The sequence below is a fragment of the Nonomuraea sp. NPDC050643 genome, from assembly GCF_040654715.1.
Lineage (GTDB): Bacteria > Actinomycetota > Actinomycetes > Streptosporangiales > Streptosporangiaceae > Nonomuraea.
The window spans coordinates 28,732-50,693 of sequence record NZ_JBFAIM010000063.1 but is presented as its reverse complement, the minus strand read 5'-3'; the positions used below and the strand labels follow the sequence as shown (position 1 = coordinate 50,693).

Genomic DNA, 21,962 nt, shown 5'->3' with positions numbered 1-21,962 from the left:
GAGGATCATGATGTCGAAGCATCATCCGCGCCCGGGCGGGACCGACCCGGGCGGCAACGCGCCGCCACCGCCGCCGTCGGGGTCGATACCGGACAGGTACAAGACGAAGCCGGTGACGATCAAGGTCGGGAACAAGGACATCACGCAGCAACTGCTCACGAAGAAGAAGCGGGCCGTCGGCGTCGCCGACGACGCGAAGGCCGTCAGCGTCCAGGACGAGATCCTGCTGATGGAGCAGAGCGCGGTGGACCCGGAGTTCGAGCGGCGCAGCGCGCTGCTGTCCGACAGGAAGGCGATCACGGACCTGGTCCGGGAGGCCGACCCGGTCAAGCTCGGCGCGATCCTCAACGACGTCAACAGGACCGCGCTCACGCCGGGCGAGCAGAAGGAGGCCAAGACCCACCTGCTGAACAGCCTCTTCCAGGACGAGAAGGCGCTGTGCGGCCTCGCGATGAGCGACCCGGGTGTGGTGATCCAGTACCTCGCCGCCGCGGACGAGCAGAAGATGGATCTCGGCGGGGCGCTGAAGGTGCTCACGCCGTACCTGCGCACGCTGCAGCCGGCGCTGCTGACCAGCAGGCTGGCCCGCAGGCGCCCGGAGCCCGACGACGTCGGCAACGACTCCGCCCGCTCCCCGGACGGCGTGGGCAGGACGCTGCACGACTGGATGTGGACCAGAGGGGTGCTCGACGTCACCACCGAGTGGAACGACAGGAGCCGCGGCCTGGCGGCGCAGGCGTTCAACGGGCTCTGGAACGCCGGGAACTACGGCCTGATCTGCGACCTCATCAAGGCGGGCCTCGACACCACGCAGTTCCACACCCTGCCCAAGAACACCGGTCGCGGCGACAAGAAGCAGGACGGCGTGTGGAGCGGGAACGTGCAGCCGCTCGAACATGTCCTGTGCAAATACCTCAAACGCGTCCAGTTACTGAAGGAGGGCAAGATCCCCGATTCGGACCCGGACCTGGAGCGGCTCAAAGGCGCGCGGCAGGTCCTGGACGCGCTGGCGGCCAGGACCCCGCCGCCCCAGCTCCTGACCAGCTACGAGGACGTGAAGAAGTCCCAGGCCCTCGCGGAGTTCCTGAAGGAGCCCGGCACGTTCTGGGGCTTCGAGGACGTCCGGATGCCCTACGTCGAGGCCGCCAGGGAGACCAAGAACGGGCAGCGCGTGCTGCGGATGATGGACCTGTGGGACGTGATCCAGGGAGCCGTCACGCCCACGACCTACCCCGACCTCCTCAAGAAGCCCTCCTCCACCATCCCGGGCCTCGTGGAGACGGGTGTCCAGGCCGCGAAGGACGCGTTCGAGGCCAAGCGGCAGGGAAAGCGCGTCGAGGGCTCGGAGATGAACTACGACGGGCTGGAGGAGAAGGCGTACATCAGGGCGTTCGAGCAGCAGGCCACGTCGTTCCTGGAATACCTGTCGCGCGGCGACCCCGAGGCCAAGATGGCGGTCGCCGAACTGACCGGCAAGGACGCCGGCAAGGCCATGGGGGCCCTGGCCTGCAAGGCCGGGCTGTGGTGGGCGAAGAGGCGGGGGGAGCCGGTCTACTACTGCCTGGACGGGATCAACCTCGACGACGTCGCGAACTACAAGAAGTTCAAGACCCAGCTCATCAACACGACCATGGAGCGCAAGGCCCAGGGCCTGGAAGGGGGCGTGTTCAACGAGGTGATCACGCTGGCGGAGCTGCGCGAGATCCTGCGCGAGGAGAACTGGCCGCGCCTGCAGGGCACCGTCCGCTTCGTCGAGAAGGGGAAGATCCTCGAGGGCGCCGACCTCAAGCGCATCCACGACGTACAGGCGAAGATGGCCGAGGTCGACAAAGAGGCGAAGGGCACCAGGACACGCCCGGCGAAGGCCGCGCTGAACCCCCTCGCCAAGGAGCTCGCACTCGACCCGCTGCTCTTCGCCGACTACGACGAGGAGACGGCGGCGAAGGTCGTCACGAAGGCCAAGATGCTGGAGATGGCCGCCGCCGCCAAGCACACCCCGCTGCTCATCCACACGCTGAAGGACTCCGCCGTCCTCTTCGAGAACGGCGTCCTGCCCCGCGACCTCCTCATCTTCTTCGAGGCGCTGGCCACGGACACCCTCGACGCCCACAGGAAGTCCGACCTCGACAACATCGACCTGATGCTGGACCGCTTCCCGCAGATGAGCCCCCTGCTGCGCGAGGCGCTGCAGCGGGCGGCCTTCCGGATCAGCATCAACCCGCCGATGTCGTGGGCGGAGCTGATCCGCCGGCACTAGCGGGGCGCTCCCGCGGGACGGGGTCCGTGTAGCGGCGGCCCTGTCCCGCCTCCTCCCCCTGCGGAATCGATTGCCCCGCCAAGGCCGGCCGGTCTTGGCGGGATCGAGCGATTGCCCAGGCAGATGGGCATACTTCAAGGATTTCTGAAGGATGAGATACCGATCCTGGCGAGAAAGCGATTCCTGAAACGAGGGCGGACGGCCCGGCGGCCGGGTCCCGGGCGGGTCGGGACCCGGCGATGGTAGAAAGTTGGTGCGATGCCCACCATCTACGATGTCGCCCGCGAGGCGGGCGTCTCCGCGGCCACCGTCTCGCGCGTGCTCAACGGCGCGCGGACGGTCGATCCGGCCATGGTGGCCCGCGTGCTCACGGCCGTGCGCGAGCTGGGCTACCGGCCCAACGCGGTGGCCCGCAACCTGCGGCGCAGCCGTACGACGCTCTGGGCCGTGATCATCTCCGACATCGGCAACCCGTTCTTCACCTCCATGGTCCGCGGCATCGAGGACGTCGCCCAGCAGGCCGGCTACTCGGTCGTGCTGTGCAACAGCGACGAGAACCCGGCCAAGGAGGAGACCTACGTCGCGGCGGCGCTGAGCGAGCAGATGGCCGGGGTGATCATCGCCTCCTCGGGGAGCGTCAAGGCGGCCAAGAGCCTGCTCGGCTCGCCCGTCCCGGTCGTCGCGATCGACCGCGAGCTGCCGCGCGGCGAGGTGGACACGGTCGTGGTGGACAACGAGGCGGGCGCCCGCAAGGCCACCCTCCACCTGGCCGAGGCCGGGTTCGAGCGGATCGCGTGCATCACGGGGCCCGAGGGTGTGAGCACCGCCGACCTGCGACTGCGCGGCTACACCAGTGCGTTCGCCGGCGAGCCCGTGGTGGTGCGGACGGACTTCCGCGAGCAGGGCGGCCACGACGCCATGTCCGCCCTCCTGGCCTCTCCAAAGCGTCCTGACGCGGTCTTCGTGGCCAACAACCTCATGACGGTGGGGGCGCTGCGGTGCCTGGCCGAGCGGGGGGTGGCGGTGCCCGGGGAGATGGGGCTGGTGGGCTTCGACGAGATCCCGTGGGCCGACCTCGTCCGCCCGTCGCTCACGACGGTCGCGCAGCCGACGTACGAACTGGGCCGCATGGCGGCGCGCCTCCTGGTGGACCGCATCTCCACCCCGGCCGCCCAACCGGCCACCGTCGTCCTGCCCGCCGAGCTGCGCCCCCGCCAGAGCAGCATCCGCTGACCGCCGCGCGATGCCGCCCGCACGGGTGAGAAATCGATTTCGCCGCCCGCTTGATCGCGGCCCCCGGAGCGTGGACGGCGCCTCGCCGCACAGAATCGCAACGGTGCGGTCCCGGGGTCGGGACAGGTGGGCCTTGCGAGACTGACAGCGCACCGTAACTCTTGGTTACGTTGCGTAGTTGTCGTGGGCGGCAACCAACCCAGGGAACCCATTGGCCCCCTCCGCAACCAGAAGGGCAGTCCCGATGCACTACTCCACCCGAATCACGACCGTCGCACTCGCCGGCGCGCTGGCGCTCTCCGCGCTCGCCATGCCGGCTGCGGCCAGCCCGGGCAGCACGGAAGGCAACGTGAGCGTGGCCGACAACCTCACCGCCAAGCTTCCGGTCTGCGTCCCCAACCCGACGGCGAACGTCCTCGGCGTGCAGGTTCCCGTGGGCTCGGCCCAGTCCGCCACGTGCGCGGCCACCGCCCACTGACGGCCCGCACGTGATCAGACCGGGGACCGTCCCCGGCTGACCGCCACGGCGCGACGCCCGCCGAAAGCCGCAACGGCGGGCGTCGCGCCCCTACCCGGCCCGCGCGACCCCTGGGAAAGGCAGCCGGTCCGCCACCGGCGCCAGCCCGAACGGGCGGTGCGGCAGGGTCTGGTACCAGTACGCCACCGACGAGAAGTCGTCCGAGCGCTTGTTGGCGTGGCCGTGCTCGATCGTCACCCGGATCGACTCGGTGAAGGTGATGGGGTCCTCGATGTGGAAGCGGTAGAGGGAGATCTCGCCGCTCCAGTTGTCGCCGCCGGGCATGGTGATGCCGTGGTACGGCGCGTGGTAGGTCTGGGTCGGGCACCAGGCGGTGTTGAAGTAGTCCTCGGTGCCGGTGCCGTGCAGGGAGGGCGGGAAGGGCTCGCCGTCGATGAAGATCATGTCGTCGCCCTCGCCGTACCAGTTCCAGTCGCTGGTCTCGCGCAGGTTGCGGATGTTGAGCACGCAGCCCACATAGTGGCCCCGGCCCTCGGCGCCGAGGATGACGTAGTTGCCGTCGCCGGTGTCGTTGATCCCCTCGACCTGGAATTCGCGGTTGGACTGCGTACCCTGCCCGGCCCCGTCCGTCGGGCGCTCGCGGCGCCACTGGGCGTGGAAGTGCATCCCCCGTGAGCCGCGAGAACGCACCGGCCGCAGACCGCCACGCCGGCCTGGGCGGACGTGCGCGACAAGCCGGCGGCCGCGCACGGCCACCGGCCGGCCACCGTACGCGCCGACGGCCGCCCGCACGTCGTCCCCGTGGACGGCGTCTGGGTGGACGACCGGCTCTATTTCGGCGGCAGGCCGGAAGCAAGCGGCTTGGAAGGGCGGTGGCCCGTCGTAACGTCTGGTCCCGGCCGACCAGGTGACTCCGCTCCTGGCTTCGGGTGGTGAACTACGACGCGGTCGACGCCATTGTGCGGCGTGGCGTGGTCACCGACGCGCTCAAGGGGCGCACGGTCGTGAACCTGCCCGCCGACACCCCGGACCGGGCCCGTGACGCCGCGACCTGGGCGGCTGAGCACGGTATCGGGTACCTGGACGGTGCGATCATGACGCCGATCACGACCATCGGAACACCGGCCGGGGTGTTCCTCCACAGCGGCCCTGAGAAGCTCTACCGCGAGCACCAGCCAGTGCTGGACGTCCTGGGTGGCACCCATACCCACCTCGGTGAAGACATCGGCCGGGCGGCTTCGTACGACATCGCCTTGCTCGACATCTTCTGGACCGCGATGACTGGTTATGCGCACGCGCTGGCGGTGGCCCGGGCCGAGGGCGTCAGCGCACGGGAGCTGGCGCCGTTCGCCAAGGGCATCGGTGCGCTCTTTCCGTCGTTCTTCGAGCAGGCTGCGGAAGACGTGGACAGCGGGCGGTTCTCCGGCGAGGGCAACCCGATCACCTCGGCGGTGTCATCCATGGCCCATATCGTCCACACCTCCGAGTCCCACGGCATCGACGCGGGCGTGATGCGTGCGGCTGAAGGTTTTGCGCGCCGCGCCATCGAGCGGGGCCACGGCACCGACGGGTTCCTCCGGATCACCGAGATCATGAACCCCCGCTGAGAAGACATTCCTGCACAAGGCCTTTTGCTGCCAGCAACAGTTGTCCTCAGTGATAGTTGAGGTCCCCGGCCTGGCGCGTGGGGGGCGGGTGACCTGGTCGCTCATGCTGAAGCCATCTCGCAGAACGGTGAGCTGGATGAAGGCCGGGAGGCATAACAGGCAGATCGGATGCCTCTCGCCGGTCTGCTGGGCTTGGCCTTCATCCCGGATGATGCAGTCGAGTTCGAGTCGACGGATCGCATCGATGCGACAGCCGCCGAACAGCCACTCTCCGACCAGGGCGCGCAGCATCTCGATCGGGTAGGAGTCGGCCCGCCGTACGGCGTGATGTCCTCGGTGTTCAGGGTCAGTCCGGCGGCCATGAGCTTGGCCCACACAACGTCGTCGATGATCCGCGGGCTGGGGCCGAGCTGGGCCCGCCGCGTAAAGGGGACCTGCCGCGTGAAGGGGCCTTGAGGAAGGGCGCGCTCCCTCAAGGCCCGGTCCTCGGTCAGCGGATGGTGATGTCGGACGAGGAGTAGAGGCAGTTCACGCCGTCGGCGCCGGAGCCGATCTTCTCCGGCTCGCTGCCCTTGGGCACGCCCCGGTACTTCTCACAGATGGTGGCGCTGCCGTACACCGTGATCCGGCTGAACCGGGCGGTGTCGCCCCAGTTCGTGTTGATGCCGGCCAGGACCTTGGTGCTGCGGGCGGTGACGCCGTCCATGACCACGTTCCGCCGGTAGGAGCTGGAGCAGTTGCCGCACGCCCGGTAGAGCTTGCCCGAGCTGTGGACCTGGAAGTTCTTGATGGTCACCGTGCCGGCGCCGTTGTGCTGGAACACCTTGTCCGAGCCCGACTTGGCGCCGCCGCCGTCCACCAGATACGTGGCCGACGAACTGGACGACATGAAGGTGGCCGCGTCCTCGCCGACGTCGTTCCACCAGACGTTGCGGATCGTGCAGGAGCCCTCGCAGTGGATGCCGTCGCCGGCCGGGGCGTCGATGATGACGTTCTGGATCGTGCCGCCGTTGGCCACGACGAACATCGGGTCCTGGCTCTCGCCCTGGCCGCCGTCGCCGATGCCGTAGTAGCGCTTCATACCGCCGTCGAAGAACGTGCCGGCGTTGCGGGTCGTCGTCTGGTGCACGCTGCCGGTGTCCGACGGCCACGCGCCGCTGCCGTCACCGCCTCCACCGCCGCCGCTTCCCATCTTGACGAGCTGCCACTGCTGGTTGGCGCCGTTGAGGTCGTCCCATTGCGAGATGCGGGCACCGTCGGAGGTGGACCACTCCCACGCCTCCAGGGCCTTGCCGCTGTTGCGGTTGATCAGCCGTACGTGGCCGCCGTCGGAGTCGGCCAGCCGGAACTGCTGGTTGGCGCCGTTCAGATCGCTCCACTGGACGACCTGCGCGCCGCCCGCCGTGGACCACTCGTAGATGTCCAGCACCTTGCCGCTGTGGCGCGACTTGAGCCGGTAGTAGCCGTCGCCGGAGCTGACGAACTGCCACTGCTGCCAGTTTCCGTCGTTGCGGCTCCACTGCACGATCGGCGCGGCGTCGGTGGTGGCGAGGTTGTACAGGTCGAGCGCCTTGCCGCTGTGGCGGTTGACGAGCACGTACCAGGCGCTGGTGTCGACGCTGGCCGCCTGCGCCGCGGACGGTGTCACGACGGCGGCGCCTGCCACGGCCATGACGGCCGCGGCCACGGTCGCGATCAGCCGCGTCCAACGGGATCGGAGATGTTCCCTGCTCAAGATCGCCCCTCGATCGTGCTTCCGGTAAGCGCTTTCCCAATGGTCGGAAACGCGCCCCGGACGCGGGTTTGTTGGGAGGACAGCCGAATTCGAGGCGCGGCCGTCCCTGCTCAAGCTTTGATCGCACGAGCGCGGGCGGCCGTCAATCGACACCCGAAGCCGCTCTCACCGACCTGCGGGTTCCCATTGAAACTTTCACGTACGGAGGCGGCGCGTACGGACACCAGCCGCCCGACTCCCGGACGCGGTGCGTGCGGACACCCGGCTGTCCGATTCTGTCGGACCGGCCGCGTAGGGTTCCCGCATGGCGATGCTCATCGGACGAGAACGACCCGCGGCCCTGCTGCGCGGCGCGGTCGAGCGTGCGCTGAGCAGCCATGGGGCGCTGGTGCTCGTGACGGGCGAGGCGGGGATCGGCAAGAGCGCGCTGGTGGCGACCGCGGCGGAGGAGGCGGTCCGCGGCGGCGCCCGGCTGCTCAGCGGCGCCTGCTGGGAGGGCGAGGGCGCGCCGGGCTACTGGCCGTGGGTCCAGGTGGTGCGCCGGCTCGCCCCTGGCGCGACCCCGCAGGCCCTGGCCGGGGCCGACGGGGAGGCGTTCCAGCTCTATGACGCGGTGACGGGCCTGTTGGTGGAGGCCTCACGGGAGCGGCCGGTGGTGGTCGTGCTCGAAGACCTCCACTGGGCCGACGCGGCGTCGCTGAGGCTGCTGGAGTTCGTCGTCCGGCACGCCTGGTTCGAGCGGCTGCTGGTGCTCGGCACCTATCGCGACGCCGAGGTGGACGGCCCGCTCAGCCTGCCTCTGGAGGCCAAGGCCACGACGCTCTCCCTGACCGGTCTCGACCGCGAGGGAGTGGGGCGACTGGTGGCGCGTACGACGGGGGTGCCGCCCGGCGACGACCTGATCTCCGAGATCCACCAGCGAACCGGCGGCAACCCCTTCTTCGTCGAGCAGACCGCCCGGCTGTGGCAGGGCGGCAGCCCTCTGGCCACGATCCCACCGGGCGTGGGCGCAGCGGTGCGGCGGCGGTTGTCACGGCTGCCCGCCGAGGTGCTGGAGGTGCTGCGCATGGCGGCGGTGCTGGGCCGCGAATTCACCGCCACCTCCCTGACCACCGCCCTCCCCTCCACAACCCACCCCCCAACCACCGCCCCCTCCCACACCGCCGGCTCCCGGACCACCTCCCGCACTGCCACCACCGACTCCCCGGTCACCTCCTCCCCTCACACGACCGACTCTCCAACCACCGCCCAGACTGTCACCACCGACTCCCCGGCAACTGCCCCCGTCCACGCAACCGAGGGCCCAGCCACCGCCCTCAGCCCACCGCCCGACGCCCTGCTGTCCGACGCCGCGCTGTCTGACACCTCGCTGGCCTGGGCTTCGGCCTCGTCGGTCTGGGCTTCGACCCCAGACGGCATCGGCTCTTCGGATACCGAAGGGCCGGGGCCGCTGCTGCCCGGCTCGAGTTCACCCGGGCAGGCCCTGGCCGCCACCGCCACTTCCACCGCAACCGCCACAACCACCTTGAACGTGCGGGTGCTCAGGGCGCTTGACCAGGCTGTGTCGGCCAAGCTGGTCACCTCGCTCGGTTCCGACCGCTATGCCTTCGTCCATGACCTGGTGCGCGAGACCCTCTACGCCGAGCTCGACCCAGCCGGAGCCCGCGCCCGGCATTCCGCCGCGCTCCGGGCCCTGGAGCACGCCTTGCCCGCGATCCGCGCCCACCACGCCTACCTGGCCGCCGTACCCGATGCCCCCGACCTTCTCCTCGCCGCCGCCAAGGACGCCGAGGCGCGGCTGGCGGATGAGGAGGCCGTCGGGCACTATCGCCGCGCGCTGGAGCTGACACCTGAGTCAGAGCCGCGCCGCCGGGTCACGCTCGGGCTCGACCTGGGCGTGGCGCAGCACCGCACCGGTGACACGGCCGCAGGCGTGCGCACGCTGGAGGCGGCCATCACGATCACCCGCCGACTCGGCACCCCTGACCTGTTGGCGATCACGGCACTCAAACTGCACGAGCTCTGTTACGCCGGTCAGCGCCGCTGGACCGACTTCGTCCACGAGGCCCACCACCACCTGTCCCGCCTGACGCCAACCCAACCGGCCGAGAACCCTCAGCCAGCCGCGGACCAGCACCCGTCACCGGAACCTCGACCACGCGACGCCACGAGTCGGCCCGCGTCGCCGGAGCCCGGACCAGACGACGCCGTGCACTGGCATTCGTCGGCGGAGACTCGGCCGCCTGACGCCGGGGAGCGGCTCGATGTCGCTGCTCGGCAGTTGAGCGTGGTCGCCGCCGACCTGGCCAGGCGGGACAAGGACGACGAGGCTCTCGGATTCAGCCTGCTCGCCAGGCTGGGCGTCATCTGGGGACCGGGCACCACGGCCGAGCGGCTGGCCATCACCGAGGAGTTGTCCGCCGTGGCGAGCCGGACGCGAGACCCGCAGCTCGAGCTGACCGCCCGTTCCTGGCGGGTGGGCGCGCTGCTGGAGCTGGGCGACCCACGTTCCCTGACCGAGCAGCGCGCCTTCGTCGCGCGCGCGGAGGGGTCCGGGCTGGCGCTGTTCCAGCACGAGGCCACGGTGCTCAAGGCCATGTTCGCCACCCTCACCGGCCGCTTCGACGAGGTCGGCGCCCACATCGACGCCGCCTACCACCTGGGCGAGCAGCCGGGCATCGGCAGGCGGGAACTGCGCTGGATGCAACGCTGGTCGGCCGCCCTGCTCCGGGGCCGGTTCGACGTGGCCGACGACGTACTGGCCGAAATGGAGCAGGCGGGCAGCCCGCACTTCCCGCTGTACCACGGCGTGACGCAAGTGCAGCGAGGCGACGGCGGCGAGGCCGCCATGCGGCGCCTGGCGGAGATCATGGCCGCCGGTGAGCAGTACCTGCGCTGGATGGCACCGCTGTGGCTGAGGTTCCAGGCGCAGGCCGCCGCCCTGTCGAAGGACCCCGTCCTGTGCGAGCACGCGCGGGCCGCGATCGAACCGTTCATCGGTCAGTGGGGCGTGACGGCGACGGTCGCCGTGGAGGGCCCGTACGCACACTGGGCGGCCGTGCTCGACGCGGCCCAGGGCCGCTGGGACGCCGCGATCGACGGCTTCACCTCGGCCTACCGAGCCGCCGACCGCCTCGGCGCCCGCCCTTGGTCGATCGAGTCGCGCGCCCGCCTGGCGGAGGCGCTGCAGGCGAGGGGCGACGACGCCGCGACGCTGATCGAACAGGTCGAGCGAGAGGCCGTAGCCCTCGGCATGCGCGTACGCCTGCCACGCCAGGGCGCCAACGACTTCCGCTTCGACGGCGAGGTCTGGACCCTGACCTTCGCCGGCAGGACCGTACACCTGCCCGACTCAAAGGGCTTGGCCGACCTGCGCATCCTGCTGAATCGTCCCGGAACCGACGTCTCCGCCGTGGAGCTGCTCAACCCGTCGGGTGGCGAGGCGGTGATCGCGGCGCGGAGCATGGGCGGCGACGACGTCCTGGACGAGGAGGCGAGAACGCGCTACCGGAGGCGACTCGAGCTGCTCGACGAGGAGATCGACCGGTCGGTGGAGCTCGGCGACGACCACCGCGCCGCCGCCCTGGACAGCGAACGCCAGGCCCTCCTCGACGAGCTGCGTACCGCCGCCGGGCTGGCCGGCCGCCCGAGACGCCTGGGCGACGAGGCCGAACGAGCCCGCAAGGCGGTCACCAACCGCATCCGCAACACCCTGCGCCAACTCGACCAACGCCACCCCGAACTGGCCGCCCACCTGCGCACCTCACTCTCCACCGGAGCCACCTGCCGCTACCAACCGGCCACGGAGGTGCGCTGGCCAGGATGACAACCGCTCCCGTCACCCGACACCGACAGGGGTACGATCGCGCGACACAGCCCGGGCCGCGTATGGAGCCGAGCCGGGACTGAGCTGAGGCAAACCGGGACCATGCCGAGCTGGGACTGGGGCCGAAGCGGAACTGATGATGAGGCAAGCCCAGGACCGGGCCGAGCGGGGCGGGCCGAGCAGCTCCGGTCGGGGCCCAGCCATGGTGCTCGGCCGCCGGTGGATCGTCGGGAGGACGATCTCGGGGCTTGAGGGCCCGTGTCAGCGAACCACGCCCAAGCGTGCCACCAAGGGTTGGGCGATTGGGCGCAACAGTCGCATACCTGTGAGCTGGGCTGATGCCGATCGAAGTTCGATGGCACACGCTCAACCTTCGTTGACACAGGGCACTTGATCGGGTGGTGTCGTTCGCGAGAAGGGAAGCCGGATGTTCGCGACACCCGGCACCATTCGCGCCGACTCGGTCAAGTCGGCGCGAATGTTCGTGAGAACGAGTGCCACTTCGGTGGTCGGCCGGAAGCCGCTTCAAGGGCCGGCATGAGTCGTCGGGGGGTGACTTTTCGTGGTTGGCGACCTGGGAGTGAGTGGGTGCGTCGCTATCCGTGAGGGCGGCGGTGGTCAGGTAGGCGGCCAGCTTCGTAGGGCTGCGTCAGCGACCTGCTGGAGTTCGTCGCGGCCGGCGCCGCCGGCGGCCTGGACGGCGATGCCGTTCGCCAAGGTCATGATGTAGCGGGCGAGCAGCGCCGGATCGGCGCCGGCGGGCAGGTCGCCTTCGTCGACGGCGCGCTGGAACCGGTCGCGCAGGTGTGCACGGCCCTCGTCGCGCCAGGCGGACAGGGCATCCCGGGTCGTACGTCCGGCGTCGCCGGCGACCAGCGAGCCCTGCACACCCAGGCAGCCTGCGGGACAGCCAGGCCGGGTGGACGCCCTGACCGAGCCGGCGAGGAAGGCCGTGGCCACCTCCAGGGCGGTCGGTTCCTCCAGTGCCCGGGCCGCGTAGGCGGCCGGACCTTCGGCGTACCGCTCCAGGGCTTTGCGGAAGAGCTCCTCCTTGTTGCCGAAGGCCGCGTACATGCTCGTCTTGGCGATGCCCATGGCGCTGGTCAGGTCGGTCAGGCTGACACCCTCGTAGCCGTGCTCCCAGAAGAGCAGCATGGCCCGCTCCAGGGCCTCGTCGGCGTCGAACCCGCGCGGCCGTCCTACCGGCACCCTCCCCATGACTTCCACACCCCGATCATACCCCTTCTGTACCGGGTGGATCGGAAGTGCTATGGTCGCTTTCTGCACCGATTGGAACAGAAATATGGGGAGGTCGAAGATGGGTCGCTTGGAAGGCAAGACCGCCGTCGTCACCGGCGGCGGCACACGGGGAATCGGCCGGGCCACCGCCGCGCGGCTGGTGGCCGAGGGGGCGCACGTGTTCATCACCGGCCGGCGCAAGACCGAGCTGGACGAGGCCGTCGAGGTCATCGGCCCGGCGGTCACCGCCGTACCGGGCGACATCACGGACCCGGCCGACCTGGACCGGCTGTACGACATGGTCCGCGACCGCGGCCAGGGCCTGGACGTGCTGTTCGCCAACGCCGCCACCGCCGCGTTCGCGACGCTCGAGGAGGTCACCGAGGAGGAATACGACCGGATCTTCAACGTCAACGTCAAGGGCACCCTCCTGACGGTGCAGAAGGCGCTGCCCCTGCTCAACGACGGCGCCTCGGTGATCCTGAACGCCTCCACCGCCGCCGAGCACGGCGCACCGGCCTTCGGCGTCTACTCGGCCTCCAAGGCCGCCGTCCGATCCTTCGCACGGACGTGGGCGAACGAGCTCAAGGGCCGGGGCATCCGCGTCAACGCGATCTCGCCGGGGCCCATCGACACATCCGGCATCACCGAACTCTTCGGCGCGGAGAACGCGGCCGCCACCAAGGCGAACCTGGGGGCCGGCGTCGCGATGGGCCGGATGGGACGCCCGGAGGAGGTCGCCGCCGCCGTGGCCTTCCTCGCCTCCGCCGACAGCAGCTACATCATCGGCACCAACCTGTACGTCGACGGCGGCGAGAACCAGATCTGAAACCGCTGCGCGGCGGCGTGACGGCCAACCTGTCACGCCGCCCCGGCCCAGCACCCAAAAGGAAGTGCCGTCCACATGTGGAAGCCCCAGCCGGTGACGGACGAGGCTCGCGTCGAGGAGGTGCGCCGTTGTCCGCACGCGCCGCTCGGTTCGTCGAGTGCGGGTTCGGCACCTTCTCCGACGTTCTCGGCGCCCTCGGGTCGGCTGCGTCTGAGCGACTGTTCGCGCTGGTGGTCCGAAAGGAGCTGGGGCCGGTGGGTGGCTGGTAGGCGCGAGATCGGGTGACGGCTGGTCAGCGCAGTTTGTCCGGGGCGCGGATGAAGTCGATCCGATGGATCAGTCCGTCGGCGACGGTGAAGGAGACGACGGTGTCGACCTTGCCCTGGTCGTAGTGGGCCACGCCGAGGACGCCGTTGACGGCGATCGGGGTGAGGACCTCGCCGGGTTCGGCCCTGCTCATGAGGGCGAGCACGAAACGGGCGACGCGTTCGGCGCCGTGGACGGGCCGGCGGGCGGCGTTGACCTTGCCACCGCCGTCGCTGGTGAGCACGGCGTTGGGGTCGAGACTCGCGACGAGGGCGCTCAGGTGGCCGCCTGCCGCGGCGGCCAGGAACCGCTCGACGACCTGACGGTGATGGTCCCGGTCGACGTCGAAGCGCGGTGCGCCCGCCTCGACGTGCCTGCGGGCGCGGGCGGCGAGCTGGCGTACCGCCGCCGGGGTACGGCCGACGGCTGTGGCGACGTCCTCGAAGGTCATGGCGAAGAGGTCGTGGAGCACCCAGGCGGTACGTTCGGCCGGGGTGAGCGCCTCCATGACGACGAGCAGCGCGAAGCTGACCGACTCGTCGAGCGTGACCCGGTCCGCGGGATCCGACAGAGGAGCGGGGTCCGACAAGGGGGTCAGGATGGGCTCGGGGAGCCAGGGGCCGGTGTAGGTCTCGCGGCGTACGCGTGCGGACCGGAGCACGTCCGTGGCCGCCCGCGCGACGACCACGGTCGCCCAGGCTTCGACGTCCTGGATGTGATCTTGCTGGTCGGCGCGTACGAGCTTGAACCAGCATTCGGAGACCACGTCCTCGGCCTCGGACAGCGTCCCCAGGATCGCGTACGCCACCCGGATCAGGCGGGAGCGCGCCGCGGCGTAGGCGACCGAGAGTTCGGCTTCCCGGCCGCCGCCCGGCGGCCCGGTCATTGCGCACCCTGCCACGCGTCGGTGGTCTGCCTGCCGCCGATGTGGGCTCCGTCCGGTGGGGCCCAGCGCCGGCTGGCGAGTCTCTTCACCAACTGCTCACGCCTCCGCACCGTGGGCCGGGCCTGCGGTCATCGGCGAGTGTGCGTGGGGCGCCGCGGGCAAGGGCGGTCGTTTCTCCGTTCATTGGTCCTCCGAGAGGGCGGGGAGCTTCGAGTGTGGCGTCAGGACGTCACCGTCCCCGTGGTCGCGAGGATGGTGCGCGAGACCAGCTCGGGCGCGTCGCTCATCGGCACATGGCCGGCGCCGGGCACGAGGACGTGCCGGGTGTGCGGTGGGAGCTGGTCGGTGAACCGGGACTGCCGGGTGAGGAGCAGCCGGTCCGAAGCCCCGAAGGCGAGCGTCACCGGCGCGGTCATGTCCCGCGCCGCGCGGTAGCGGATGTTCCTGACGGCCCACAACGTCGGCAGGAAACCCGGGCAGCGTCCCATGGTGGCGACGTCGCGGATCACGTCCTCGTGGGTGAGCTTCTCAGGGTGGGCGAAGAGCTGCCAGAACAGCAGCCTGCGTACCCAGGCCCAGCGCGCCAGTGCGCTGATCGGCCGCGCCGAGAACCGGCAGGCGGCCCAGGTCAGGAGCAGGCTCACGGCGCAGTACGCCGGCTGGCTCCGCTTCCACAGACCGGCCGGGGACAGCAGGGTCAGGGAGGCGACCTGCCTGAGACCGGCCAGTTCCAGCGCCACCCACCCGCCGACCGAGTGCCCGGCGACGTGCGGCGCGTCAAGGTCCCATTCGTCCAGGGCGGTGGCCACGGCCTCGGCCAGGTTTCTCGGTGTCGAGGGGAGGCCGCCCTCGAGTCTCACGGAGTCGCCGAAGCCCGGCAGGTCGAGCGCGTACACCGTGTGCGTGTCCGTGAGGCGGTCGAACACCGGCCTCCAGGACGAGCGTGAGGATCCGTTGCCGTGCAGGAGCACCAGCGGCGGCCCCACGCCGGCCTGGGTGAAGGCGAGCCCGCGGCGGGTTCGCCCGGTCAGCGCCAGGTTCGCCGTGCCACCCCTGGGCCGGGGTGCGGCGCGGGCCGGGATGATCAGTGCGAGGGCGGCGAGCAGTGGCACCGAAAGGGCGGCCACGCCGCCGGTCGAGAGCGTCCCTGGCGGGCCCAGGTTCCACGCGAGGTGGAGGACGCCGAAGGTCAGCCAGGCCGCGCCCGCCCCGCGGAAGACCTTCTCGGAGGCGGACAGTGCCGCGAGGGCCGTGACCACCGCCAGCGCCAGCGTCAGGCCGCCGAAGTCCCGGGTCAGGTACTCGTTGTAGGGCCGGGCGGCCCAGGCCGAGAGCGGGAACGAGGTGAAGAAGCGTTCCGGCCAGAACGCCGCCCAGACGCCGACCGTGGCACCCGTTCCCGCGAGCAGGGTGCAGAGGATCGCCTTCCAGTTGTGTGTCATGCCGGAAGGACGGGGCGGACGCCCCGGACTGTGACATGGCGCCGGTGAGGGCATGGAGGGTGATCCGGTGCCCGCGATCCCGGGCGCGAACGGCAAAGCGGACGCTGAAGCAGGCGGTGAAGCAGGCGGTGAAGTGGACGGTGAAGCAGGCGGTGAAGCGGACGGTGAGCGATCTCCTGTGCGGAGGAGGCGATGCCCCGCCATCGCCCCCTTCCCCGTTACGGCGCCTGGATGCTGTAGCGCCTGGCTTCGACCCGGGTCGGGGCGGAGCCGAGGACGTTGCCGTTCGCGTCCACCGCCGTCCCGGTGCCCGTCGCCGTGAACGTGTCGGACGAGGTCACCTGCCCGTCATGTACGCTGCGCAGCTCCCACTCGAAGACGCCTTGCGCGTTGACCGTGTAGTGCCGGAAGGCGTACCGGAAGCCGGTCGAGGTGGACTGCCAGGTGCCGAGCCCGGTCCGCCGCCCGTCGGTCACGGTGAGGCTGCCGTCGGCCCGGATCGCGAACAGGGCCCGCTCGGTCTCGTTGGTGGACGTGAGCGTGATCACCGCGGCCCACGTGCCGACCGGAGAGCGCAGTCGCTCGGCGTCACCGCTGGCCGAGCCGGCCAGGCCGGCGACCGAGCCGAGCGTCAGTACGCCGCCCGCCGCCACCAACGCCATCCGCCGGGCCACGCCGGGCCGCGTGCCGATCTTCTCTGACATGGTTCCTCCCTGTATCGAGCCGTTCACCGGCCAAGCCGGCCGCTCCGGCGTCGGCCTGGAGAGATGCCGACGAGAGGTACGCGCGGAACAGCGGGCCCCGCCCTCTCGAATCTGATCGTCGCGGCCATTCTGGAAGCCCCCGTTCGAGCGGCGCTGGACCGGCGGCAACGGAATCTGGGGCGGAACTCGACGGGACGTCCAGCGCGGTGAACGGCCGCCCCACGCCGAGCACCAAGGACGGCCGGAGACGGCCCGGAAGCCCAGGCCATCGGTCGATGACCTGGGCTCGCGGGATCGTCGTCAGCGGAGCTTGGCGAAGAAGGCGGTGACGTCCTCGGTGAAGAGGGCGGGCTGTTCGGCGGCGAAGAAGTGGCCGCCCTTGTCGTGCTCGGTCCAGTGGACGATGTTGTGGTCGCGTTCGGCCCAGCGGCGGATGGTCACGTCACAGGTCTTGGACACCAGCACGCCCGTCGGAACCGTGCCCCGCGCCGCCGCGGCCCAGTCCGCCGCGCCCGCGTCACCCGAGTCCCCGCCGCCCCAGTCCGTACCAGCCGAGTCCCCGCCACCCGAGTCCGTACCAGCCGTGTCCCCGCCGCCCCAGTCTCCACCGGCCGAGTCCTCGCCGCTCCAGTCCGTGGCGCTCATGTTCTCGTAGTAGAACTGCGCCGACGACCCGGCCGTGCCCGTCAGCCAGTAGATGGTGACGTCGGTGAGCATGAGGTCGCGGTCGAGGGAGTCCTCCGGGAGGCCGTCGACCGGCTCCGTCAGCTCCTTGAACTTCTCCATGATCCAGGCGAGCTGCCCCACCGGCGAGTCGTGCAGCCCGTACGACACCGTCTGCGGCCGCTTCGACTGCGTCTGCAGGTAGCCGTCGTTGAAGTTCTCCATCGCCTCCCAGCGCCGCCGCTCCTCCTCCGTCAGCCCCTCCATCTCCCCTTCCTGCCCGATGGGGAAGGTGAGCGCGGCGTTGAGGTGGATGCCGACGATGTGCTCGGGGTCGTGCTTGCCCATCTCCGGGGCGATGAAGGCGCCGGCGTCGCCGCCCTGGACGCCGTACCGGTCGTAGCCGAGCGTCGCCATCAACCGCGTGAACGCCTTCCCGGTACGGGCGGCGTCCCAGCCGGAGGCGGACAGCGGCACGGAGAAGCCGAACCCGGGCAGGGAGGGGATCACCAGGTGGAAGTCGCGTGAGAGCGGCTCGATGACGTCCAGGAACTCCACGATCGTGCCCGGCCAGCCGTGCAGGAGCATGAGCGGCAGCGCGTCGGCGTTGTCGGAGCGAATGTGAACGAAGTGGATGTTCTGGCCGTCGATGGTGGTCATGAACTGGGGCAGCTCGTTGAGCCTGGCCTCGTGGGCGCGCCAGTCGTAGCCCGTGCGCCAGTACTCGGCCAGCTCCTTGAGGTAGCCCAGGGGGACCCCGCGCTCCCAGCCGGTCCCGGGGAGCTGGTCCTGCCAGCGGGTCATGGCCAGGCGGGTACGGAGGTCGTCCAGGTCCTGCTGCGGAATTTCGATGCGATATGGGCGAATAGTCATGATATTTCTCCTCAAAAGGTCAGACGCGGAAGAGGGCGGCGTTCTCGCCGGCCCACTGGGCGAACGTGCGCCCGGCGCGGCCGGTGACCTGCTCCACGGTCGGCAGGACGACACCGCCGGCCTCGGGCGGATTCGCGCCGAGCTGGACCCCGAACTCGATCATGTCCTCGGGCACCCCCGACGCCCGCATCAACGCGCGGTACCCCTCCGCGTCGAGCTCCTCGAACCGGATCTCCCGCCCGATCGCCTCGCCGATCAGGCGCACCCGCTCGGCGGGCCTCAGCGCCTGGGGGCCGGTGAGCAGGTACGTCTGCCCGGCATGCCCCTCCTCGACCAGCGCGGTCACGGCCACGGCGGCGATGTCCGCCTCGTGCACGACGGCCCCCGGATGGTCGCCGAAGACCCGTACGACGCCCTCCTCGCGGATCGAGGTGACCCAGTCGCGGGCGTTGGCCATGAACTCGACGCACTGCAACCGCGTCCAGCCCAGATCGCCGGCCCGCAGGGCCTCCTCGACCGAGGTCTCGTCCCAGCCGCTCAGCACGCTGACGCGCGTCACGCCGGCCTTGGCCGCGAGTTCGACGAGCTCGGGGCCGGTCTGGAGCGAGGCGTAGTCGTCGCCGCCGAAGGTGATCAGGTGCAGTCCCGTCACGCCCTCCAGCGCGGGGGCCAGCGACCGTGGCTCGGCCAGGTCGCCGCAGGCCACCTCGACCGCGCCGGGGAACGTGGCCGTCGCCGGATTCCTGGTCAGGGCGCGTACACGTACGCCCCGCTCGACGAGCTGCGCCACGATCTGGCGCCCGATCGTCCCCGTGGCGCCGGTCACGAGAATCGTCATGCGTCTCTCCTGTCTGGTGGATGTTCCACCCAGGAGGCGCTACACACGAAATAGCGACCGCTACGGCTCCGCCCGCCGGCGAGCCGGGCCCCGGGGCGGGCGAGAAGCCTCCGCCGTGGGGTCAGCGAGCCGGGCGGCCGAGCCCGTCGGCCGGTCCGACCAGGTAGTGCTGCACCACCGGGCCGATGTCGCGTACGAGGGTCTCGGGGTCGGCGCCGGCCATCGGCGGGAACCCCAGCACGTAGCGGGTCAGCGCCAGCCCCAGGAGCTGCGTGCTGACCAGCCCCGCCCGGTAGGCGGCGTCCGGCGCCTTCGTGATCCGCCCCACGAACGCGGCGATCTGCGTCTCGAACACCTCCCGCATCCGCTCGGCCGCCATCGGGTTCGTGCTGGCCGAGCGGAGCAGGAGGATCAGCACGTCGTCCGACAGGCCGCCTTCCCAGCGCGCCAGGAAGTGCCGGACGAGCACCTCGCCCAGCCGGTCGAGGGGCGGCCGGTCGACCTCGGCGAGCCGCAGGTCCACGTCCACGGCCGCGCCGAACAGGCCCGCCTTGCTGCCGTAGTAGCGCATGACCATCGAGGGGTCCACGCCCACCTGCGCGGCGACCGCCCGGATGGTCATCGCCTCGTAGCCCCGCTCGATGAGCAGCTTTCTGGCCGCCGAGAGGATCGCGGTGCGGGTGGCGGCTGATCTCTCGGTGAAAGGCATGACAACAAGTGTAGGCCAACACGCGTTCCGAAACCCTACGGTAACAACCTGGTAACGCCCCCTTTCCTCCCAGGCGTGTGACCGTTCACACTCATGCCAAAGATGTGACCGGTCACATGAGCACCTCCACCAGCCCCCCAGCAGCAAGGAGGTCATTCCGCCATGAGGAGGAGAAATGCCTGGTCGGCGGCATTGGTCGCGGCCATCGTGGTGAGCCTCACGCCCGCCGCGCCGGCCCGCGCCGCGTCCCAGCTCGTCGTGGACCTCGCGACCTCGACGGGCCCCCTGCGGTACGGCGCCACCGGCTTCCTGTACGGCCTCGGCGACGAGGGCATCCCCAACGAGACGATGCTGGCCGCCCTCAAACCCCAGGTCACCGCGCAGAAGGCCCCCGACGGCCTGCAGCACCCGAACGGCGACGCGCTGAAGATCGCCCCCATGTTCAAGCGCGCCGGCGGCCGCGACATCCAGATCTACATGCAGGACATCTACAAGCAGTGGCCGTACGAGAACCTCGGCATCGCCGACTTCCTGGCCAAGGTGGACACGATGACGCGGAAGGTCGTGGCCGACCCGTACCGCGCCTCCTACGTCTACGTGCCCTTCAACGAGCCCGACCAGATCTGGTACGCGGGCAACCTGACCGCCTTCCTCAACGACTACAAGGCCGTCCACCAGCGCATCCGCTCCATCGACCCCGGCGCCCGCATCGCCGGCCCGAACTTCGCCTCCTACCGCTCGGCCGACCTGCGCGCGTTCATGACGTTCGCCCGCGACAACAACGTGCTGCCGGACGTCACCACCTGGCACGAGCTCGGCGACGACTTCTTCACGAGCTGGCACACCCACTACGCCGACTACCGGGCGATGGAGTCGAGCCTCGGGATCGGCGCGCGGCCCATCACGATCAACGAGTACGGCCGCTTCTCCGGCGACCTGGGCGTGCCGGGCAACCTGGTGCAGTTCGTGGCCAAGTTCGAGAACAGCAAGGTCGACGGCTGCCTGGCGTACTGGACCACGGCCGGCGGGCTCAACGACCTGGTCACCAGGAACAACCAGGCGACCGGCGGATGGTGGCTGTACAAGTGGTACGGCGACCTGACCGGCACCACCGTGGCCGTCACCCCACCCGCGCCGGGCGGCTCGCTGCAGGGCCTGGCCGCGTACGACCCGGCGAAGAAACAGGCCCGGGTGATCTTCGGCGGCAACAACCCGGCGAACGGCGCCTATGACGCGAACGTCGTCGTCCAGGGCATCCCGTCCGCGCTGGGCACGAGGGTGCACGCCACGGTCTGGGGCGTGGACACGACGGGGCTGAACCCCTCCCCCGGCCCGTACCGGGTCACGGAGTCGGACTTCACGGCGTCGGGCGGGCAGATCACGATCCCGCTGACCGGGCTGAAGGGCTCGTCGGCGTACCACGTGATCGTGACGCCGGACAAGGACCTGTCCCCGGCGGGCTCCCGCTATGAGGCCGAGTACGCGGCCCTGGCCGGCTCGGCCCGCGTCACGTACGGGGCCAACACCGGCTACTCCGGCACCTCCTTCTCCGAGGGGTACGGCGCCAGCACCACGGCGAGCACGAAGTTCGTGGTGACGGCCCCGGACGACGGCTACTACAACCTGGCCCTGCGCTACTCGGCGGGCCCGTACACCGGCGCCCCGGCCGCCCGGTCGGTGCGGCTGCGGCTCAACGGCTCCGACCTGACCGACGTCGCGCTGCCCGGCACGGCCGACTGGAACACCTGGAACACGGTCACCACGAAGGTGTTCCTGACCGCCGGCATCAACCGCGTGGACGTCAACGCCTACGCCACCGACGACCGGGACGCGGTCAACCTCGACTATCTCGAAGTCACGCCGGGCACCGGCACCATCACCTCCTACCAGGCCGAGTCCTCCGCCAACACGCTCGGCGGCGCGGCCAGGGTGGCGGCCAACTCCGCCGCCTCGGGCGGGAGCTACGTCGGCTACGTCGGCGCGGGCGCGGCCAACACGCTGCGCTTCAACGGCGTCACCGTCCCGTCCGCGGGCCGCTACCGCCTGGTCGTCACGTACGCCAACGGCGAGCTGGGCGAGGGCGCCACCAACTACAACAGCAACATCGTCGACCGCTACGCCGACATCTCCGTCAACGGCGGGGCCGGCAGGCGGCACTACTTCCGCAACACGCTCGGCTGGTCGAACTACCGCACCACGGTCGTGGACGTCGTCCTGGCGGCGGGCGCGAACACGATCACGTTCGGCAACGCCTCCGCCGGCTACGCGCCCGACATCGACCGCATCCAGGTCGCCGCGCCGGTCGGCTGACCTGTCCCGCGAACGCCTCTCGACAAA

Annotated in this window: 19 protein-coding genes; 10 read left to right on the top strand and 9 right to left on the bottom strand. The window is 70.5% G+C overall.

What is annotated here, in order from left to right:
• Positions 1-7: 7 nt before the first annotated feature.
• From AB0I15_RS51220 to AB0I15_RS51210, 3 genes are all read left to right on the top strand, one after another.
• Positions 8-2,257, top strand: coding sequence for a hypothetical protein (locus AB0I15_RS51220; protein WP_358113893.1), 2,250 nt, complete (start codon positions 8-10; stop codon positions 2,255-2,257).
• A gap of 258 nt (positions 2,258-2,515) precedes the next feature.
• Positions 2,516-3,490, top strand: a complete 975-nt coding sequence (locus AB0I15_RS51215) for a LacI family DNA-binding transcriptional regulator (RefSeq protein WP_358113891.1) — start codon at positions 2,516-2,518, stop codon at positions 3,488-3,490.
• 244 nt (positions 3,491-3,734) lie between these two features.
• The gene (locus AB0I15_RS51210) at positions 3,735-3,968 is read left to right on the top strand and encodes a hypothetical protein (protein ID WP_358113889.1); all 234 of its coding nucleotides are present in this window, start codon (positions 3,735-3,737) and stop codon (positions 3,966-3,968) included.
• A 90-nt stretch (positions 3,969-4,058) separates the two neighbouring features.
• Here the strand turns inward: AB0I15_RS51210 and AB0I15_RS51205 are convergent, their stop codons facing one another.
• Positions 4,059-4,760 (bottom strand): glycoside hydrolase family 172 protein, encoded by a 702-nt coding sequence (locus AB0I15_RS51205; protein WP_358113887.1) that lies wholly within the window; start codon positions 4,758-4,760, stop codon positions 4,059-4,061.
• Here AB0I15_RS51205 and AB0I15_RS51200 point away from each other — a divergent pair.
• From AB0I15_RS51200 to AB0I15_RS51190, 3 genes are all read left to right on the top strand, one after another.
• The gene (locus tag AB0I15_RS51200; protein ID WP_358113885.1) at positions 4,692-4,904 is read left to right on the top strand and encodes a pyridoxamine 5'-phosphate oxidase family protein; all 213 of its coding nucleotides are present in this window, start codon (positions 4,692-4,694) and stop codon (positions 4,902-4,904) included. The genes AB0I15_RS51205 and AB0I15_RS51200 overlap by 69 nt on opposite strands.
• Positions 4,901-5,575 carry an NAD(P)-dependent oxidoreductase gene (locus tag AB0I15_RS51195; protein WP_358113883.1) on the top strand — a complete coding sequence of 225 codons (675 nt, stop codon included), beginning with the start codon at positions 4,901-4,903 and terminating at the stop codon, positions 5,573-5,575. The genes AB0I15_RS51200 and AB0I15_RS51195 overlap by 4 nt, the downstream gene beginning before the upstream one ends.
• Before the next feature lie 168 nt (positions 5,576-5,743).
• On the top strand, positions 5,744-6,031 hold the full coding sequence (locus AB0I15_RS51190; protein ID WP_358113881.1) for a hypothetical protein: 288 nt from the start codon (positions 5,744-5,746) through the stop codon (positions 6,029-6,031).
• Between the two features lie 34 nt (positions 6,032-6,065).
• Here AB0I15_RS51190 and AB0I15_RS51185 read toward each other — a convergent pair whose 3' ends face one another.
• Positions 6,066-7,310 (bottom strand): pectate lyase, encoded by a 1,245-nt coding sequence (locus tag AB0I15_RS51185; protein WP_358113879.1) that lies wholly within the window; start codon positions 7,308-7,310, stop codon positions 6,066-6,068.
• Between the two features lie 304 nt (positions 7,311-7,614).
• On the opposite strand from AB0I15_RS51185, the gene AB0I15_RS51180 reads away from it, so the two are divergent.
• Positions 7,615-11,136: an AAA family ATPase gene (locus tag AB0I15_RS51180; RefSeq protein ID WP_358113877.1), complete on the top strand. Its 3,522-nt coding sequence runs from the start codon at positions 7,615-7,617 to the stop codon at positions 11,134-11,136.
• Positions 11,137-11,754: 618 nt separating this feature from the next.
• Here AB0I15_RS51180 and AB0I15_RS51175 read toward each other — a convergent pair.
• Positions 11,755-12,354, bottom strand: a complete 600-nt coding sequence (locus tag AB0I15_RS51175) for a TetR/AcrR family transcriptional regulator (protein WP_358113924.1) — start codon at positions 12,352-12,354, stop codon at positions 11,755-11,757.
• A gap of 100 nt (positions 12,355-12,454) precedes the next feature.
• Here AB0I15_RS51175 and AB0I15_RS51170 point away from each other — a divergent pair, with 100 nt between their 5' ends.
• Together AB0I15_RS51170 and AB0I15_RS51165 are read left to right on the top strand one after the other, a co-directional pair.
• The gene (locus AB0I15_RS51170; protein WP_358113875.1) at positions 12,455-13,204 is read left to right on the top strand and encodes an SDR family oxidoreductase; all 750 of its coding nucleotides are present in this window, start codon (positions 12,455-12,457) and stop codon (positions 13,202-13,204) included.
• Positions 13,205-13,332: 128 nt separating this feature from the next.
• Positions 13,333-13,473: a hypothetical protein gene (locus AB0I15_RS51165; protein WP_358113873.1), complete on the top strand. Its 141-nt coding sequence runs from the start codon at positions 13,333-13,335 to the stop codon at positions 13,471-13,473.
• Positions 13,474-13,496: 23 nt separating this feature from the next.
• Here the strand turns inward: AB0I15_RS51165 and sigJ are convergent, their stop codons facing one another.
• From sigJ to AB0I15_RS51135, 6 genes are all read right to left on the bottom strand, one after another.
• The gene (sigJ, locus tag AB0I15_RS51160; protein WP_358113871.1) at positions 13,497-14,396 is read right to left on the bottom strand and encodes an RNA polymerase sigma factor SigJ; all 900 of its coding nucleotides are present in this window, start codon (positions 14,394-14,396) and stop codon (positions 13,497-13,499) included.
• Positions 14,397-14,617: 221 nt separating this feature from the next.
• Complete coding sequence (locus tag AB0I15_RS51155) at positions 14,618-15,838, bottom strand: alpha/beta fold hydrolase (protein ID WP_358113869.1); 1,221 nt, start codon at positions 15,836-15,838, stop codon at positions 14,618-14,620.
• A gap of 218 nt (positions 15,839-16,056) precedes the next feature.
• Positions 16,057-16,542 carry a hypothetical protein gene (locus AB0I15_RS51150; RefSeq protein WP_358113867.1) on the bottom strand — a complete coding sequence of 162 codons (486 nt, stop codon included), beginning with the start codon at positions 16,540-16,542 and terminating at the stop codon, positions 16,057-16,059.
• A gap of 300 nt (positions 16,543-16,842) precedes the next feature.
• Positions 16,843-18,078 (bottom strand): epoxide hydrolase, encoded by a 1,236-nt coding sequence (locus tag AB0I15_RS51145; RefSeq protein WP_358113865.1) that lies wholly within the window; start codon positions 18,076-18,078, stop codon positions 16,843-16,845.
• Positions 18,079-18,097: 19 nt separating this feature from the next.
• Entirely contained in the window at positions 18,098-18,916 is an 819-nt protein-coding gene (locus tag AB0I15_RS51140) for an NAD(P)H-binding protein (protein ID WP_358113863.1), read from the bottom strand.
• A gap of 121 nt (positions 18,917-19,037) precedes the next feature.
• Entirely contained in the window at positions 19,038-19,625 is a 588-nt protein-coding gene (locus tag AB0I15_RS51135) for a TetR family transcriptional regulator (protein WP_358113861.1), read from the bottom strand.
• 162 nt (positions 19,626-19,787) lie between these two features.
• Here AB0I15_RS51135 and AB0I15_RS51130 point away from each other — a divergent pair, with 162 nt between their 5' ends.
• Entirely contained in the window at positions 19,788-21,935 is a 2,148-nt protein-coding gene (locus tag AB0I15_RS51130; protein WP_358113859.1) for a carbohydrate-binding protein, read from the top strand.
• Positions 21,936-21,962 lie beyond the last annotated feature (27 nt).

Coding starts and splice junctions, on each gene's coding strand:
- AB0I15_RS51220 (WP_358113893.1), top strand. CDS start 8: ATGATGTCGAAGCATCATCCGCGCCCGGGCGGGACCGACCCGGGCGGC.
- AB0I15_RS51215 (WP_358113891.1), top strand. CDS start 2,516: ATGCCCACCATCTACGATGTCGCCCGCGAGGCGGGCGTCTCCGCGGCC.
- AB0I15_RS51210 (WP_358113889.1), top strand. CDS start 3,735: ATGCACTACTCCACCCGAATCACGACCGTCGCACTCGCCGGCGCGCTG.
- AB0I15_RS51190 (WP_358113881.1), top strand. CDS start 5,744: ATGCCTCTCGCCGGTCTGCTGGGCTTGGCCTTCATCCCGGATGATGCA.
- AB0I15_RS51180 (WP_358113877.1), top strand. CDS start 7,615: ATGGCGATGCTCATCGGACGAGAACGACCCGCGGCCCTGCTGCGCGGC.
- AB0I15_RS51175 (WP_358113924.1), bottom strand. CDS start 12,354: ATGGGGAGGGTGCCGGTAGGACGGCCGCGCGGGTTCGACGCCGACGAG.
- AB0I15_RS51170 (WP_358113875.1), top strand. CDS start 12,455: ATGGGTCGCTTGGAAGGCAAGACCGCCGTCGTCACCGGCGGCGGCACA.
- sigJ (WP_358113871.1), bottom strand. CDS start 14,396: ATGACCGGGCCGCCGGGCGGCGGCCGGGAAGCCGAACTCTCGGTCGCC.
- AB0I15_RS51155 (WP_358113869.1), bottom strand. CDS start 15,838: ATGACACACAACTGGAAGGCGATCCTCTGCACCCTGCTCGCGGGAACG.
- AB0I15_RS51150 (WP_358113867.1), bottom strand. CDS start 16,542: ATGTCAGAGAAGATCGGCACGCGGCCCGGCGTGGCCCGGCGGATGGCG.
- AB0I15_RS51145 (WP_358113865.1), bottom strand. CDS start 18,078: ATGACTATTCGCCCATATCGCATCGAAATTCCGCAGCAGGACCTGGAC.
- AB0I15_RS51140 (WP_358113863.1), bottom strand. CDS start 18,916: ATGACGATTCTCGTGACCGGCGCCACGGGGACGATCGGGCGCCAGATC.
- AB0I15_RS51135 (WP_358113861.1), bottom strand. CDS start 19,625: ATGCCTTTCACCGAGAGATCAGCCGCCACCCGCACCGCGATCCTCTCG.
- AB0I15_RS51130 (WP_358113859.1), top strand. CDS start 19,788: ATGAGGAGGAGAAATGCCTGGTCGGCGGCATTGGTCGCGGCCATCGTG.